The sequence below is a fragment of the Sinorhizobium sp. CCBAU 05631 genome (genome assembly GCF_002288505.1).
GTDB lineage: Bacteria > Pseudomonadota > Alphaproteobacteria > Rhizobiales > Rhizobiaceae > Sinorhizobium > Sinorhizobium fredii_C.
This window is the reverse complement of sequence record NZ_CP023063.1, coordinates 1,528,568-1,544,081: the sequence shown is the minus strand read 5'-3', so window position 1 is coordinate 1,544,081 and position 15,514 is coordinate 1,528,568. Positions and strand designations below refer to the sequence as shown.

The window sequence follows — 15,514 nt, the reverse complement described above, 5'->3', positions numbered from 1 at the left end:
CCTCCCAAAGTATTTCATGCGTGCTGCCGGCCTTCTTCAACGATCCAGCGCGCCGTCTTTTCCGCAATCATCAGTGTCGGCGCATTCGTGTTGCCGCTGGTGATTTTTGGCATGATGCCCGCGTCGACGACGCGAAGGCCGGCGATTCCTCTCACCCGCAGCCGACTGTCGACCACCGCCGTCGGATCGTCATCGCGTCCCATCTTTGTCGTCCCGACAGGATGGAAAATGGTATTGGCGATGTCCCCGGCGAGCTTGGCGAGTTCTTCGTCGCTCTGGAACTGGGGGCCAGGCTTCCACTCCTCCGGCCGATATTTCGCAAGAGCCGGCTGCGTCACGATCCTGCGGATCTGGCGGATGCTGTCGGCAGCAATCCGCCGGTCGTCTTCCGTGCTGAGATAGTTTGGCGCGATCGCCGGCGCATCGCTGGACTTGTCGGAGCGCAGGCGGACGGTTCCGACACTCGTCGGATTGAGGTTGCAGACGCTCGCGGTAAAGGCGGGAATGCGGTGCAGCGGCTCGCCGAAAGCATCGAGGCTGAGCGGCTGGACATGAAATTCCAGATTGGCGTGGGCCTGCGCTGCATCCGACCGGGTGAAGGCGCCAAGCTGTGAGGGCGCCATGCTCATCGGGCCGCTGCGCCGTAATGCATATTCAAGCCCGATCATCGCCTTACCCATCAGGCTGTTGGCAAGCGTGTTCAGTGTTTTCGCGTTGCCGACCTTGTAAACGGCGCGAATCTGCAAGTGATCCTGCAGGTTTTCTCCCACGCCAGGTAGATTATGCACCACCTCTATGCCGTGGCGCTTCAGCAGGTGTGCCGGCCCAATGCCCGACAATTGCAGGATATGCGGAGAGCCGATCGCGCCGGCGGAAAGGATGACCTCCTTCTTGGCGCGTACCCCTACCCTGTGCCCCCGACGGCTCAGAACGGCGCCGGTGCAGCGCGTGCGCCCTGAAGCGTCCGTCTCCAACATCAGCCTCTCGACATGCGACTGCGTCCAGATGCTGAGGTTCGGCCGTGTTTTGGCAGGGCGGAGAAAGGCTTTCGACGTATTCCAGCGCCAGCCGGATCTCTGATTCACTTCGAAATAGCCGACGCCTTCATTGTCACCGCTGTTGAAATCGTCCGAACGCGGGATGCCGGCCTGAACGGCCGCCTCGGCAAAGGATTCCAGGATGTCCCATTTCAGCCGCTGCTTCTCGACACGCCATTCACCGCCATGACCGTGCATGTCGGAGAACCGACTGTTGCCGCCCGTCTGCGGATCCGCGCCGCCGTCCAGCCGGTAATGATCCTCATGGGCCTTGAAGTCCGGCAGAGAATTCTCCCACGACCAGGCATCGTCTCCCGTTGCCGCGGCCCAGCCGTCAAAGTCGCGGGCCTGCCCGCGCATATAGATCATGCCATTGATGGAGGAGCAGCCGCCGAGCGTCTTGCCGCGGGGATATCGTAGCGACCGGCCATTCAGCCCGGCGTCCGGCTCGGTCTTGAATAGCCAATCGGTGCGCGGATTGCCGATGCAATAGAGGTAGCCGACAGGGATATGGATCCAGGGATAATCATCCTTCCTGCCCGCTTCCAGCAAAAGCACGCGCGTCGCGGGATCGCGGCTGAGGCGGTTTGCCAGCAGGCAGCCGGCGGAGCCTCCACCGACGATGATGTAGTCGAACTCGAGGTTGTTGTCGCGCACGGCGGAGGTCTGTTTCATCGCGCCAACGCTCCTGCGCATCGAGACACAGGCTTATAAAGCTCAATCGGTAATAGGCTCATTTCACACGCCTCCCTCGTACTTTCTCAGATAAACCTTGAATCCGACAGAAATCCAATTAGAAGTGCGACAGAACATTATAAGCAGGACTAATATGCCTCACCCGATCGACTTGAAGACCCTGAGAGCGTTTGTTGCGGTGGCGCGCGAAGGAAATGTCACGCGGGCTTCCGAGCATCTGCACCTCACCCAGCCCGCCCTCAGCCAGCACCTGAAACGCCTTGCCTCCGATACAGGCGTCACCCTGTTCCGGCGCACGTCCAAGGGACTGGAACTGACCCATGAGGGCGCGTTGCTCGCCGCGAAGGCCGAACAGGTGTTCGCCGCTCTCCAAGATTTCGGGCAGACGGCCCGACATCTAGGCGCGCAGGTGCGCGGCAAGCTCAGGATCGGCACAATCATCGATCCCGAGTTCACCAGGCTTGGCGGATTTCTGAAGGCCCTCGTCGACAGCGGACCTGGGATCGAAACGGAGCTTCGCCATGGCATGAGCGGCGATGTGCCGGAAGGGCTCCGGCGAAACGAACTGGATGTCGGTTTTTTTCTTGGCGATATCAGAGACTTCGATCCAGTGGCAAGCGCTACTGCGGACGGAAGCGACAGCCTCTTTAAAGTTCGGGAATTGGCCCGACTGACCTACCGTGTCGTCGCGCCGCCATCGCTCGCGGCTTTTGTACGTGGACAGGACTGGGTTGCCCTTGCGGCCCTGCCGTGGATCGGCACGCCGCATGCGTCCGTCCACAATCGCCTTTTGAACGAGGTGTTTGGAAAGCTAGGGGTCCGCCAAAACATCGTCGCATCCGTCGATCAGGAGCCATCCATGCTTGCAATGGTCCGGACGGGTCTTGGGCTAAGCCTCTGCCGGGAATCCATTGCACTACATGAGCAGCAAGCACATGGTCTTGTAATTGCCGACCGCGTTGCAATCGAAACGGCTTTGAGTTTCGTCTGCTTGGGTGCGCGCATCGACGATCCGGCAATCAAGATTGCATTTGATGCTGTCAACCGCGTTTGGAACTGAGGCTGAGCTCGACGCAATCACCGGGCCGGCCGAGCGCATGGTCCTCGGCCACGAACGTCTTTGAATATCCCACTCCCGAACCGGCGGAAAACATCCCCGATTCGAGCAAGTTGTTCGAGGCGACGCACAAGCTTTCGACAAGCCTGGTCAGCCCGAACGGCGGTGCTGACGAACGCTGTTGCCGCCCTATCCCCGTCGCTGCCGCTGGTGCTACGAAGCCTCCGTACATGGAAGTTCTATCGGTGATGAAGAAGCTTCGCCTCCTACAAGTACGATTCTGCTTTGATCGCGATCAGCGGTAGCTGCTTTTTTGCGGCGTAAACTTCCGCTCTTCACCCGCTACCGCCGTCCAGAGCCGCGGAGCTAAAGGGCGGGCGGCCATGTGTCCGGTTTTCGTGTTGCACCTCCTAGCAGCGGACGGTCGGCAGTCGGCCGCGAGGCGGACGTTGCTGGCATTTCCTAAATAATTGCGAAAATTGCAAAGCTGTTAGAAGGTAGCCCGTCACTTCCTGTGTCCGCGAATTCTCTGTCGTAGAAATCATCTGTCCGCATCTCGCAAGAATGAAGAAATCGGTGCCGGTAGCGGTGTTCTGCAGGGTGTTCGCTGCTCTCATAGTGAGTGACAAATCTCTATGGCTCTGTGACGTAATCAGCGGCGCGAACGGAAATGATACCCATTGATTTCATTTGGTCATTCAGTTTGCCTAATGACAAACACAGTGGCGCGCTACACTACCACTACCACCACCACTAAAGGTGCACAAAATGGGTCCCGAACAAAGTCGCGGGACCCCTTTTTACGAGATGGGGGCGACAGCGGCCGCCGACATCACCGAAATGGACCTCCCGGGCTATGGAGAGACAGGTTTGCGGAGCGGCGGCTTACGATGGGCCCATGGCCTCGCTCTTTCAAGCTGGCCGGCCAGGCGGAACAACGTCTCCTCGTCGGCAAAGCGTCCCGCGAAATGCATGCCGATCGGCAGGTCGTTGTCCGACCAGCAGAGTGGCACCGACATTGCCGGCTGGCCCGTGACATTGAAAACGGGAGTCCAAGGGATGAAGCTGAATGTCTCGGCGGCGAGGCGCTTCGCGATGCCTATCCTTTTTAGGAGCCAGCCCGCCTTCACCCGACCCACAGCGCGAATAATTTTCTTCTCGGCAGCAGACGGCTGAAGCGATCCTATCGGCGGCGGAACCCGCGCCAGCACCGGCGTCATCAGGATGTCGTACGTTTCGAAGAATTGCGAAACGCCTCTCGCCGCGAGCTTTAGATAGCGTAGCGCAGCCGCAAGTTCGCCTGCCGAAAGTGTCTCTCCAAGCAGACCCATCCCGAGTGTCGAGGGATCGAAGTCCTGAACACGTACCGGAACACCGGCCGCCCTCGTCGCCTCTTCGATGTCGACTTGCAGTTCCGCGGCGATGACGCTCAGAAACGAAAGGGAGAACGCCTCGGCATCGATAGACGGTGCTGCCTCAACAATGTCGTGACCAAGTTCTTCCAGCAGTTTTGCAGTGGCGGAAAAAGCTTGCAGGATCTCCGGTTCTACTTTCCCGCCAAGCATCGGAGCCGCCGATACGGCAATTTTCAGTTTCCCCGGCGGACGTCCCGCCGCTTCGAGAAAGGACCCTGGCGGTGAGGGCAGGTAATGGGGCGCACCGACATCCGGTCCTTGGACAAGGTCGAGAAGGGTGGCCGAATCCCGCACCGAGCGCGTCAGAACATGTTCCACGGCGAAGCCCGCCCAAGGTTCCCCCGTGAACGGTCCGGCAGGCGTCCGGCCGCGGGTCGGCTTCAGGCCGAACAGCCCGCAGGCAGAAGCCGGGATGCGGATAGAGCCACCACCGTCGCCGCCCGAGGCAAGCGGCACCATGCGTGCCGCGACCGCTGCCGCCGAACCACCGCTCGAACCCCCAGGGGTCCGATCCGGATCCCAAGGATTCCGAGCCGGCCCGAAGGCGTCTGGTTCTGTATAGGGTGTGAGGCCGAACTCCGGAGTGTTGGTTTTCCCCAGGACGATCAGTCCCGCCTTCTTCCATCGAGTGACCAGTTCGGAGTCGCCGGTCGCCGGCAACTTCGCGAGCAGGCGGTTGCCTTGCGAGGTCGGGATTCCTTCCACTGTTGCGAGCAGATCCTTGAGAAGGAATGGGACGCCTACAAAGACGGCGCCCGCGTCAACTTCGTCTGCCGCTTTCCGCGCTTCCTCGAACATGGTCAGGATGACAGCGTTGAGGGGCGGATTTCGCGAGACGATCCTGTCTATGGCCGTTTCGACGAGTTCCAATGCCGATACCGCGCCTCGCTTCACCAGGTCGGCGAGGCCAAGGCCATCGAGTTCGTCGTATTCAGCGATCAATGCACCATCTCCAACTTGAAATCCGACCATTGCAGGGCGGAACACCTGTCAGCCGATGTGAATCCGATGGACTGGCACGTGAGGATACCTCAAGTTGTCCCCGCTCAACGAATCAGAATCGGAGATTCCATGCCCCTCAAACGTCTGATTGCCGCGGCATTGGCAGCCTTGGCCCTGTCGGGTTGCGCAAGCACCGGCGGTACCGGCAACACGACCTACGCCCAATGGTACGGACCGAACCCCGTTCCCGACTTTAGCGCTGCGACACCCGGCGGCGTGCGCATGGCCTACTGACCAGCCGCGCTTGTCATCGGACACCCGAGGGGTGTCCGTGATCGCCGGACCAGCCGCCCTCCAGCGAGTCGAGATTGAATCGCCTTGTCCGCTCCCATTCCTCGACATCGTTCCCGACAATCCCGACCCGGCCGACATTCGCGCCATCGTTGCGACGCTCGACGCCTGTAACATTGCCAATAGCGGCATGGCCGAGCTACCGGGCTTTGCCGTTATCCTTCGCGATCCGCAAACGCGCGCCGCCACCGGCGGGCTCTATGCGACCGACGGATACGGATGGGCGTTCGTCAGATATCTTGCAATCCCGGACGAGTATCGCGGCCAGGGCCTCGGGCGGCGGCTGATGGAGGAGGCGAAAAGAATTGCCCGGGCGCGCGGCTATATCGGCCTGCGGCTGGATACGTTCGAATTTCAGGCCCCTCCCTTCTATGAGAAGCTCGGCTTCGAGCTCTTCGGCGAGCTGGAAGGCGCACCGGGCGCAATTCCCCGCTATTTCCTGAAGAAACGCTTTTGAGGGCCCGCTGCCTCGCCGAGATGATCCCTTGAATTCCAACGGATCGGCCCCATCTATCGGTCACCACCCGTATAGAGAGGACCGTGCGCCGACTTTCTGGTTGGGCGCCTTCGCGTCTTCCGGGTTTGAAGGGCGCTCCCCGGAAGGGTCGAGCGCCTTCTAGTTTCCCGCGCGGTCGTTCATTCACACCTGCAGTTGCTCCCGCGATCAGCGCGGCGGAACGATGCCCTGGTAATACTCGCCTTCACCGCCGACATGGACGGTTTGCGAGCAGGCCGTGAGCGTTGCAAGCGCGAGCAACAATAGGATTTTGCGCATCAATCTCGGTCCCTTTCTAAAGGATTGATGGCCATTGATATTCCGGCCTTCGCCAAGGATCAATTGCCTTCTCGGCGCTCCCAACCCGCTAGTATCGGCGACAGGAGTTTTGCCTCAGAAGAGCCGCCGGCTGTCCGTGGCGTCTAAAACTGCGTCGGCGGCACGATGCCCGTGTAATAGTCCCCCGATCCGGGCGTGTATGAGTTGTAAACGGTGGTTCTTCCCGTTTGAGAGCACGCCGCCAGAGTGAAAAGTGCCATGAGCAACAGCAAAGCACGCATGTCTCGTCCTTCCTGACCAGAGGTCCCCGATGCTCTTTCACAGCGCCGGTTTGCGCCATTCTCTTGATCAAGCTGTGATTGTACATCCCGGTCAACCGTCGAGATAGACCGACGAAAGGGGACGGTCTTCTCGCCGGGGCCGCCTGCCCCTTCCACCTCTTCGGCCGGTTCTTCGTGCCACTTGGCCGGATTCCGGCGCCTCAAACGCTCGCATTCAAATAAAATCCGACCCCGCGGCTTCACCTGCCCGCAAACGGAGTCTGGCAAAAGGAAAGGAGGAGCGTATTTCAAGGCGAGCAAAGTGACACAGGTCGTTACCATTTCCGCAACGACGGCGGCTTACGCGCCCGAGGCCGTCAAGCCTTCCGCGCGCGTGCGTGGCGACGCTCCGGCCGATGAAGCCATCACCTTGCTCGCGGCACGGCCGCCGGATCGAGCCGCTCTTGCGCCGGCATCCCTCAAGACGAAAGGTGCCCTGCCCCTGGCGCTGATGCTGATCAGCGCCGGAATGCGTCCGCCCCAGGAGAGCGAGGCGGAGACATTGCGTCGCTACCTCGAATTCATGGAGGAGGAAAACGCCGATCGCGGGGAAGACCCGGAAGATGAACCGGCCACCGATGATGAGGAAAAGGGCGACGAAATCGCCTTCATGCTCGACCAGTTCATACAAGGGGCCTGACGGTGGAGCGGGTTTTCCAACCCGCTCCGAAGTCTCAAACCGAAAGGCTTACTTATGCTTGTGGCCGGCCGCTCCACCGCCGGCAGCCCCAACCGGGAGGATATAGTCGACCGTTCCGGCCTTCTCGAAGGTCAGCGTGACAGGCACGGTCTCGCCCTCAGCGAAGGGTTTTGGCACTTCCATGAACATCAGGTGCAGACCTCCGCTCTTCAATTCCACGGTCTTGCCTGCCGGAATGACGATGCCGTCTTCGAGCTTGCGCATCTTCATGACCTCGTTTTCCATCGCCATCTCGTGCAGTTCGACGCGTCCGGCCGCCGGGCTTTCGACAGCGACCAGCCGGTCGTCGGCATTCCCCGTATTCTTAACAACAAAGCCGCCGCCGCCGACCTTGGCGCCCGGCAGCATCGCCTTGACCGCACCGCCCGAGATTTCGAGAGCGCCGACTTCGACGGGAGCGGCTTCGGCCTGCTGAGCGCCGTGCCCGGCATGGGCCTGCTCTTCGCCTGCTGCCGTCACGGCTATGGTTGGTGCCGGATGTTCGAGCGCGTGAGCGTCCTCGCCCGCCGCCGGCACCTCATCCCAGACGACCTTTGCTTCAGAGCCGCAAAGCTGCGTCGTCGGGAAGGCAAGCACCGTTTCCTCGTCGAAGCCCGAGACCTTTCCGCGGATGACGAAGGTGTCATAGTGCTCGTCAGGCAGATTGCCGCCCTTCCAGCGGATTTCGACCGGACCGGAGGAGACCTTGGTTCCGTGATTGTCGTAGGTCTTCTGATAGTCGCCTTGGATGATTTCGAGCTCCCAGCCGGGTTTCGGCTGCGGCTTGGCGAAGACGAAGCCTTCCGGCAGCTTCACCTGCACCTCGGTCGTCGGCTTGCCGTCGCAGCCGTGCGGCACCTGCAGGATCGCCTTGAACGTCTTTTCGCTGGGCGTGCTGTCCACCTCGAAGGTCGCATGCGCGTGAGCCATGCCGGCGGCTGCGAGCGTGAGGCCTGCCGTGAGGAGGGTTATTCTGATCTTGGTCATGTCGTAGTCTCCGAACCACGTGCCCTGAAACACGGGCTTCGTGGTGAATGCCGCCAAGCGGCGTGATGAAAGTTCAATTCTCGGAAGAGCGTTACGACAGGATTGGCGGCCCGCGCGGGGGCGGCAAAAGCCGCAAGGGCGTCAGCGCGACCTGAATTTCGGTGACAGGCGAATCGGCGAGCCAATTGCCTTTGTCGGCTGACACGCTTGCCTGCGGCGGCTCGGGCAGAAGCACCGAGGCGGCGAGCCTGCATGCCTCGCAAATCGGAGCGATCGGCGGCGCTTTGCCGTCTTCGTGCTCGACACCCTCGGTGCCGAAGCAGATCTCCGCAAAGGAGCCGTCGGGCAGACGATATTCGGCCGCGAGCGCCGCGTTCGTTCCGATGACGAGAGAGGGTTTGTGGGCGAATGACAGGAAAACGAGCGCGAAGGCGGCAAGCAGCCGCACCGCAATTCGCCATCTGTCCCCTTGCCCGATCATGATCGCCTCTGTCTCGTCTCTTCGTTATTCACAATCCGCTTCAAATGCAAAGGCCGATTTGCCGCAGGCGCGCCCAAGAGCGACGATGAAGCCATGGCGACAAAAATATGTTTCATCGCGACATTCGCCCTTGCCAAAATCCGGCCTTCGCCGTTATCTGGAGATGATCTTGTTGGGAGAAACCGGTTCAATCCGGTGCCGAAGGAGCAACCGCCCCGGAAACTCTCAGGCCAAAGGACCAGCAAGGTACCGGTAGGACTCTGGAGAGAAGCGGTTACGCTCGCCGAAGGGATAACAATCTCAGGCAAACGGACAGAGGGGGCTCGAATTTGTCGGCGTTTGACGCCGGTAGTGTGAGCCGGCGCGCCCAGCGCCAGACCTGGAGGCCGGATTTGGAACCTATCTCCCGCTTGAATCATACGCCTTTGCACGCCCTGCATCTGTCGCTCGGCGCGCGCATGGTGCCATTCGCCGGCTATGAGATGCCGGTGCAATATCCCGAAGGCGTGCTCAAGGAACACCTGCACACGCGTTCTGCCGCCGGCCTCTTCGATGTGTCGCATATGGGCCAGGTCATCATCCGCCCGAAGTCCGGCCGGGTGGCCGATGCGGCCTTGGCGCTCGAAAAGCTGGTGCCGGTCGATGTGCTTGGGCTTGCCGAAGGTCGCCAGCGCTACGGGCTCTTCACCAATCCGGAAGGCGGGATTCTCGACGACCTGATGATTGCCAACCGCGGCGACCATCTCTTCCTTGTCGTCAACGCCGCCTGCAAGGAGGCCGACTTCGCGCATTTGAAAGATGGGCTTGGCGATAGTTGCGACGTCACTCTGCTCGACGACCGCGCCCTCGTCGCGCTTCAGGGCCCTCGTGCGGAGGCGGTGCTTTGCGAGCTATGGGCGGATGTCGCCTCCATGCGCTTCATGGACGTGGCGGAGGCGGATCTCCACGACGTCACGTGCATCATTTCCCGCTCCGGCTATACGGGCGAGGACGGTTTCGAGATCTCCATTCCCGCCACCTCGGCGGTGGACGTGACGCAGCGCCTGCTCGAGCATCCGGACGTGCTGGCCATCGGCCTCGGCGCGCGTGATTCGCTCCGCCTCGAAGCCGGCCTTTGTCTCTATGGCAACGATATCGACACCGGCACGACACCGGTCGAGGCGGCCCTTGAATGGGCGATCCAGAAGAGCCGCCGCGCCGGCGGTGAGAGGGCCGGCGGCTTTCCCGGCGCCGACCGGATCCTTGCGGAACTTGCCGGCGGAACCCGCCGGCGCCGCGTCGGCCTGAAGCCCGAGGGGCGCGCGCCGGTCCGCGGCGGCGCGAAGCTCTTCGCTGATGCGAACGGCGCGGTGCCTGTCGGCTCGGTGACCTCCGGCGGCTTCGGACCGAGCGTCGATTGCCCGATCGCCATGGGCTACGTCGATGCCGCCCATGCCGAGAACGGCACACAGATTTTTGCAGAGGTGCGGGGCAAGTACCTGCCGGTCACGGTTTCCGCCCTGCCCTTCGTCAAACAGACCTACAAACGCTGATCAGGAGAGAGCGCGTATGCTGAAATTTACCGAAGAACACGAGTGGCTGAAGGTCGAGGACGGCGTTGCGACCGTCGGCATTACCGAACACGCCGCCGGCCAGCTTGGCGATCTCGTCTTCGTGGAACTGCCGGAAGCCGGCGCGACCTTCGCCAAGGGCGATTCGGCTGCGACCGTCGAATCGGTGAAGGCCGCCTCCGACGTCTATTGTCCACTCGACGGCGAAATCATCGAGGTCAATCAGGCGATCGTCGACGATCCGTCGCTCGTCAACAGCGATCCCCAGGGGGCAGCCTGGTTCTTCAAGCTGAAGCTTGCCGATCCGCGCTCTGCCGATGGTCTGCTCGACGAAGCAGCCTACAAGGAGCTTGTCGGCTGATGAGCATGCCCAAGGATTTTACCTTTACCGACTACAAGCCTTACGATTTCGCCAATCGACGCCATATCGGCCCTTCGCCCTCCGAGATGGAGGAGATGCTGAAGGTGGTCGGCTATCCGAGCCTCGATGCGCTGATCGACGACACCGTTCCGGCCTCCATCCGCCAGAGGACGCCGCTGTCTTGGGGTGCGCCGATGACCGAGCGGGAAGCGCTCGACAAGCTGCGCGAGACAGCCAATCGCAACGACAAGCTCGTTTCGCTGATCGGCCAAGGCTACTATGGCACGATCACGCCGCCGGTGATCCAGCGCAACATCCTGGAAAACCCGGCCTGGTACACGGCCTATACGCCCTATCAGCCGGAGATCAGCCAGGGCCGGCTCGAGGCGCTGCTCAATTATCAGACGATGGTCTGCGACCTGACCGGCCTCGATGTCGCCAACGCCTCGCTGCTTGACGAAGCGACGGCCGCGGCCGAAGCCATGGCCATGGCCGAGCGCCTCGCCAAGTCCAAGGCGAAGGCCTTCTTCGTCGACGAGAACTGCCATCCGCAGACGATCGCGCTCCTGCAGACCCGTGCCGAGCCGCTCGGCTGGCAGCTTGTCATCGGCGACCCTTTCTCGGATCTCGATGCCGCCGGCGTCTTCGGGGCGATCTTCCAGTATCCCGGCACCTACGGTCATGTCCGCGATTTCTCCGAGCTGATCGCCAGGCTGCACGAACAGGGCGCCATCGCCGCCGTCGCCGCCGATCCGCTGGCGCTTGCCCTGTTGAAATCGCCGGGAGAAATGGGTGCCGACATTGCCATCGGTTCGACGCAGCGATTCGGCGTTCCCGTCGGCTACGGCGGACCGCACGCGGCCTATATTGCCGTCAAGGATGCACATAAGCGGTCGATGCCCGGCCGTCTCGTCGGCGTTTCGGTGGACGCGCGCGGCAACCGGGCCTACCGGCTTTCGCTGCAGACGCGCGAGCAGCATATCCGCCGCGAAAAGGCCACCTCAAATATCTGCACCGCCCAGGTGCTGCTCGCCGTGATGGCGTCGATGTACGCGGTTTTCCACGGCCCGAAGGGCATCAAGGCGATTGCCCAGAGTGTCCATCAGAAGACGGTGCGCCTGGCGATGGGCCTCGAAAAGCTTGGCTACACGGTCGAGCCGGACGTCTTCTTCGACACGATCACGGTCGAGGTCGGCAAGCTGCAGGGCATCATCCTGAAGACCGCGGTCGCGGAACAGGTGAACCTTCGTAAGATCGGTGCGACCAAGATCGGCATCAGCCTCGACGAGCGTTCGCGGCCGGTGACACTCGAGGCGGTCTGGCGGGCCTTCGGCGGCGACTTCAAGGTCGAGGAGTTCGAGCCGGACTACCGGCTGCCGAAAGAGCTCTTGCGCACCAGCGATTACCTCACCCATCCGATCTTCCACATGAACCGCGCCGAAAGCGAGATGACGCGCTACATCCGTCGCCTGGCCGACCGGGACTTGGCGCTCGACCGGGCGATGATCCCGCTCGGTTCCTGCACGATGAAGCTCAACGCGACGGCGGAAATGCTGCCGATCACCTGGCCGGAATTCTCCGAGATCCATCCTTTCGTCCCGGCCGACCAGGCGCGCGGCTATCAGCACCTGATCGAAGATCTGTCGGACAAGCTCTGCGCCATCACCGGCTATGACGCGATTTCCATGCAGCCGAATTCGGGCGCGCAGGGCGAGTATGCCGGGCTCCTGGTGATCCGCGCCTATCATATCGCCAATGGCAACGGCCATCGCGACGTCTGCCTGATCCCGACGTCGGCGCACGGCACCAATCCGGCCTCGGCGCACATGGCAGGCATGAAGGTCGTGGTCGTCAAGGTGAGCGACATTGGCGAAATCGACATGGACGATTTCCGCGCCAAGGCCGAGCAATATGCCGACACGCTCTCGTGCTGCATGATCACCTACCCCTCGACGCATGGCGTGTTCGAGGAGAACGTGCGCGAGGTCTGCGAGCTCGTCCACAAGAATGGCGGCCAGGTCTATCTGGATGGCGCCAACATGAACGCCATGGTCGGCCTCTCGCGCCCGGGCGACATCGGCTCGGACGTCAGCCACCTGAACCTGCACAAGACCTTCTGCATCCCGCATGGCGGCGGCGGCCCGGGCATGGGGCCGATTGGCGTCAAGGCGCATCTCGCCCCGTTCCTTCCCGGCCACCCGGAAACGGACAGGAATGACGGCGCCGTCTCCGCTGCTCCCTTCGGCTCGGCTTCGATCCTGCCGATCTCCTGGAGCTATTGCCTGATGATGGGCGGCGAAGGTTTAACCCAGGCGACCAAGGTGGCGATCCTCAACGCCAACTATATCGCCGCGCGGCTGAAGGGTGCCTATGACGTGCTCTACAAATCGGCCAAGGGACGGGTCGCTCATGAGTGCATCGTCGATACGCGGCCGCTCGCCGAAAGCGCCGGCGTCACGGTCGACGACATCGCCAAGCGGTTGATCGACTGCGGCTTCCACGCGCCGACGATGAGCTGGCCGGTGGCCGGTACGTTGATGATCGAGCCGACGGAATCGGAGACCAAGGCGGAGCTCGACCGCTTCTGCGATGCGATGCTGGCGATCCGCGAGGAAGCCCGCGCCATTGAGGAAGGCCGGATGGACATGGTGAATAATCCGCTGAAGAACGCGCCGCACACGGTTGAAGACCTCGTCGGCGACTGGGACCGGCCCTATACGCGTGAACAGGCCTGCTTCCCGCCCGGCGCCTTCCGCGTGGATAAATACTGGTCGCCGGTCAACCGGGTCGACAATGTCTATGGCGACCGCAACCTCATCTGCACCTGCCCGCCGATCGAGGCCTACGCGGAAGCGGCGGAGTGAAGTAGCGGGGCGTGCCTTGGGCACGCCCCACACAACCTGGTCAACAACGAAGGCCCGGCGAAAACCGGGCCTTCGTTGTTGTTGAGGGCGTAGCGTTGGTTTCCCGCTAAATGGGTGCGGCTGAAGGCATTGCCGATCAGCTTGTCGGCCAAGCCAATGGCGGCGTCCGTCAGACGTTCTTCCAGATCGATCAGGCAAGCGACCAGTGTCGCACGCCGGCGTGATGCCGTGTAGCGTTCGAGCAGATAGGCGGAAGACGCGCGACCCTCGCGCACGAACTGTCGATATCGGTCGGGATGCACGGCGGCGGTCAGTTTCGCTGGTCTCAAGGTCACGTATCTGGCCCGTGGAACGGCCCACTCATCGTTCTGCTTCCGCGACATCCTCGAGCGCCTGCGAATGGTGAGGGAAATCGGGATTCCGGCGCCGCGATGAGCGATGATTCGCAAATCAGCCTGCCTCCCGTGGCACGCTGACCCAATTCCGCCTCTACCCGGAAAGCACGGCCTCAGCCGAATTTACAAAACCCAATAGGCAGCTAGGGCAACGGCTGCGACAATGCCGATAAGCACAGCCTCGGCGGAAGCCATTATTCGCATCGCGCCGATCGCGGATGAGCAGCCGTTTCCGGCGCGACTGCCTCACGTTGCGCGTTTCCGAGCTTTCGCTACTCGGTTGACCCGACACTTTTCTCAGTCCACAACCTCGGAGCGCAATGCTGTGAGCTGCCGGTGGATGGCGTTCATCTCGGGCATCGGTTTCGGGCGGTAATCGGAGCCCGTCAACATGCAGAACGTTGCCATGGCTCAAAGAAGTTCACACCCCGCGCGGCAATAGCGACGTGAAGGTCGCTCGCGTGACCGACACGCTCGTGCCGGTGGAATTGCTGACCACGTCCACCCGCGCGTCGAGCTGTTTCGCAAGAGCCTGAACAATCGCCGTCCCGAGCCCGCCACTTGTTTCGACTGCACCATCAGCTTGCTTTCCTACACCATTGTCGGAAACGATCAGCTGCCAATCCAGGCCCCTGATCTCATAGGTAACAAGGATCACGGCGTCCGGCTTCGCGACAGGGAACGCGTATTTTATAGCATTGATCACGAGCTCGGTGACGATCAGGCCCAGGCCGACAGCCTTGTCGGACCCGATCCTTCCTTCGTCCGCTATCACCTTGATCGCAAGGGGCTGACTTTCGCCGATCATCGAAGAAGCCAGGCTGTCGCAAAGCTTCGTCAGGTAGGAAGCGACCTCGATCTGGTCGATACCGGATACGTTCAGGTGCCTTTGCACCTCTGCGACCGACATTACGCGCTGGTGGGCATCCCGCAAGTCGCGGCGCGCTTCCTCGGAGGTGACCGCCCGCGCTTTCAACAGCAATATGCTGGCGATGATCTGGAGACTATTAGCAACGCGGTGCCGCATTTCCTGCAGCAGGATTTCCTTCTGATGGAGCAACTGTTCTGTCTGCTTAAGGAGATCCTCCCTTTCCCACTCAATCTTGCGGCGTTCCGTGACATCAGTGAATGCCAGGAGGATCGTCGAGCGGCTCCCGTAAGTGACCTGTCGGGCGTTGAGCAGCATGATCCGGGGGCCGAGATCGGGAAAATCATGCGCAACCTCAAAGCCATCCATCGAGGCTTGTTTGGGAATGATCGTCTCCAGAAGTACGCGCAGGGCGGGAATGTCCCATTGGCCGTCACCGAGCGCGTAAAGCAGACGGCCCCTTGTATATTCGGGATCGGACTTGAACGTCTCATAAAAGGAACGGCTAGCAGCCAGCACACGAAGCTGGTCGTCGAGCACAATAAAGGGCTCTGGAATGGTATTCACAATTGCTTGCGCCAATGTCTGCGCGTCTTCAATATTTTGAAAATCGATCATGACTTAATAGATCCAATCATGGCCGCGGATTACTTGTTCGCAATGAAGGATTTATTTTCAGAGTATATTATAATTCGTTCGCCAAATGTCTTTGACCTAGCTTGACCAGTGTTGCCAA

Annotated in this window: 12 protein-coding genes, 1 pseudogene and 1 riboswitch; of the genes and pseudogenes, 7 read left to right on the top strand and 6 right to left on the bottom strand. The window is 61.4% G+C overall.

The features are described from left to right. Nucleotides 1-14: 14 nt before the first annotated feature. A complete protein-coding gene (locus SS05631_RS07740; RefSeq protein ID WP_037393021.1) occupies nt 15-1,712 on the bottom strand; it encodes a GMC family oxidoreductase N-terminal domain-containing protein in 1,698 nt (565 codons plus the stop codon). Nucleotides 1,713-1,866: 154 nt separating this feature from the next. Here SS05631_RS07740 and SS05631_RS07735 point away from each other — a divergent pair, with 154 nt between their 5' ends. Then, entirely contained in the window at nt 1,867-2,793 is a 927-nt protein-coding gene (locus SS05631_RS07735; RefSeq protein ID WP_037393019.1) for a LysR family transcriptional regulator, read from the top strand. 851 nt (nt 2,794-3,644) lie between these two features. Here the strand turns inward: SS05631_RS07735 and SS05631_RS07725 are convergent. After that, complete coding sequence (locus SS05631_RS07725; protein WP_244412239.1) at nt 3,645-5,147, bottom strand: amidase; 1,503 nt, start codon at nt 5,145-5,147, stop codon at nt 3,645-3,647. Nucleotides 5,148-5,276: 129 nt separating this feature from the next. Here SS05631_RS07725 and SS05631_RS07720 point away from each other — a divergent pair, with 129 nt between their 5' ends. The 3 genes from SS05631_RS07720 to SS05631_RS07710 all read left to right on the top strand — a co-directional run bounded on the left by SS05631_RS07720 (nt 5,277) and on the right by SS05631_RS07710 (nt 7,233). Next, nucleotides 5,277-5,441, top strand: a complete 165-nt coding sequence (locus SS05631_RS07720) for a hypothetical protein (protein ID WP_086022771.1) — start codon at nt 5,277-5,279, stop codon at nt 5,439-5,441. Between the two features lie 37 nt (nt 5,442-5,478). Beyond that, the gene (locus tag SS05631_RS07715; RefSeq protein ID WP_244412237.1) at nt 5,479-5,955 is read left to right on the top strand and encodes a GNAT family N-acetyltransferase; all 477 of its coding nucleotides are present in this window, start codon (nt 5,479-5,481) and stop codon (nt 5,953-5,955) included. A 900-nt stretch (nt 5,956-6,855) separates the two neighbouring features. Beyond that, on the top strand, nt 6,856-7,233 hold the full coding sequence (locus SS05631_RS07710; protein WP_037422158.1) for a hypothetical protein: 378 nt from the start codon (nt 6,856-6,858) through the stop codon (nt 7,231-7,233). 48 nt (nt 7,234-7,281) lie between these two features. Here SS05631_RS07710 and SS05631_RS07705 read toward each other — a convergent pair whose 3' ends face one another. Further along, nucleotides 7,282-8,259 (bottom strand): DUF1775 domain-containing protein, encoded by a 978-nt coding sequence (locus tag SS05631_RS07705; protein ID WP_037422155.1) that lies wholly within the window; start codon nt 8,257-8,259, stop codon nt 7,282-7,284. Nucleotides 8,260-8,350: 91 nt separating this feature from the next. After that, entirely contained in the window at nt 8,351-8,740 is a 390-nt protein-coding gene (locus SS05631_RS07700; RefSeq protein WP_037422152.1) for a hypothetical protein, read from the bottom strand. Between the two features lie 163 nt (nt 8,741-8,903). Further along, nucleotides 8,904-8,991, top strand: a riboswitch (glycine riboswitch). 141 nt (nt 8,992-9,132) lie between these two features. On the opposite strand from SS05631_RS07700, the gene gcvT reads away from it, so the two are divergent. Genes gcvT through gcvP form a run of 3 tightly spaced genes read left to right on the top strand, consistent with a single transcriptional unit; the run spans nt 9,133 to nt 13,515 of the window. Continuing rightward, nucleotides 9,133-10,272: a glycine cleavage system aminomethyltransferase GcvT gene (gene gcvT / locus SS05631_RS07695; protein WP_037422149.1), complete on the top strand. Its 1,140-nt coding sequence runs from the start codon at nt 9,133-9,135 to the stop codon at nt 10,270-10,272. 16 nt (nt 10,273-10,288) lie between these two features. Continuing rightward, nucleotides 10,289-10,651 (top strand): glycine cleavage system protein GcvH, encoded by a 363-nt coding sequence (gene gcvH / locus SS05631_RS07690; RefSeq protein WP_037383475.1) that lies wholly within the window; start codon nt 10,289-10,291, stop codon nt 10,649-10,651. Then, the gene (gcvP, locus tag SS05631_RS07685) at nt 10,651-13,515 is read left to right on the top strand and encodes an aminomethyl-transferring glycine dehydrogenase (RefSeq protein ID WP_037422144.1); all 2,865 of its coding nucleotides are present in this window, start codon (nt 10,651-10,653) and stop codon (nt 13,513-13,515) included. Before gcvH ends, gcvP begins: the two co-directional genes overlap by 1 nt. A gap of 116 nt (nt 13,516-13,631) precedes the next feature. On the opposite strand, the pseudogene SS05631_RS31825 reads toward gcvP, so the two are convergent. Both SS05631_RS31825 and SS05631_RS07675 read right to left on the bottom strand, forming a co-directional pair. Beyond that, nucleotides 13,632-13,835: pseudogene (locus SS05631_RS31825) on the bottom strand (hypothetical protein); the annotation flags it as partial. A 496-nt stretch (nt 13,836-14,331) separates the two neighbouring features. Then, a complete protein-coding gene (locus tag SS05631_RS07675) occupies nt 14,332-15,396 on the bottom strand; it encodes a PAS domain-containing sensor histidine kinase (protein ID WP_037422142.1) in 1,065 nt (354 codons plus the stop codon). Nucleotides 15,397-15,514 lie beyond the last annotated feature (118 nt).

Bases quoted from the DNA above. Each gene is read 5' to 3' on its own strand.
- SS05631_RS07740 (WP_037393021.1), bottom strand. From the start codon at position 1,712: ATGAAACAGACCTCCGCCGTGCGCGACAACAACCTCGAGTTCGACTAC.
- SS05631_RS07735 (WP_037393019.1), top strand. From the start codon at position 1,867: ATGCCTCACCCGATCGACTTGAAGACCCTGAGAGCGTTTGTTGCGGTG.
- SS05631_RS07720 (WP_086022771.1), top strand. From the start codon at position 5,277: ATGCCCCTCAAACGTCTGATTGCCGCGGCATTGGCAGCCTTGGCCCTG.
- SS05631_RS07705 (WP_037422155.1), bottom strand. From the start codon at position 8,259: ATGACCAAGATCAGAATAACCCTCCTCACGGCAGGCCTCACGCTCGCA.
- SS05631_RS07700 (WP_037422152.1), bottom strand. From the start codon at position 8,740: ATGATCGGGCAAGGGGACAGATGGCGAATTGCGGTGCGGCTGCTTGCC.
- gcvH (WP_037383475.1), top strand. From the start codon at position 10,289: ATGCTGAAATTTACCGAAGAACACGAGTGGCTGAAGGTCGAGGACGGC.
- gcvP (WP_037422144.1), top strand. From the start codon at position 10,651: ATGAGCATGCCCAAGGATTTTACCTTTACCGACTACAAGCCTTACGAT.
- SS05631_RS07675 (WP_037422142.1), bottom strand. From the start codon at position 15,396: ATGATCGATTTTCAAAATATTGAAGACGCGCAGACATTGGCGCAAGCA.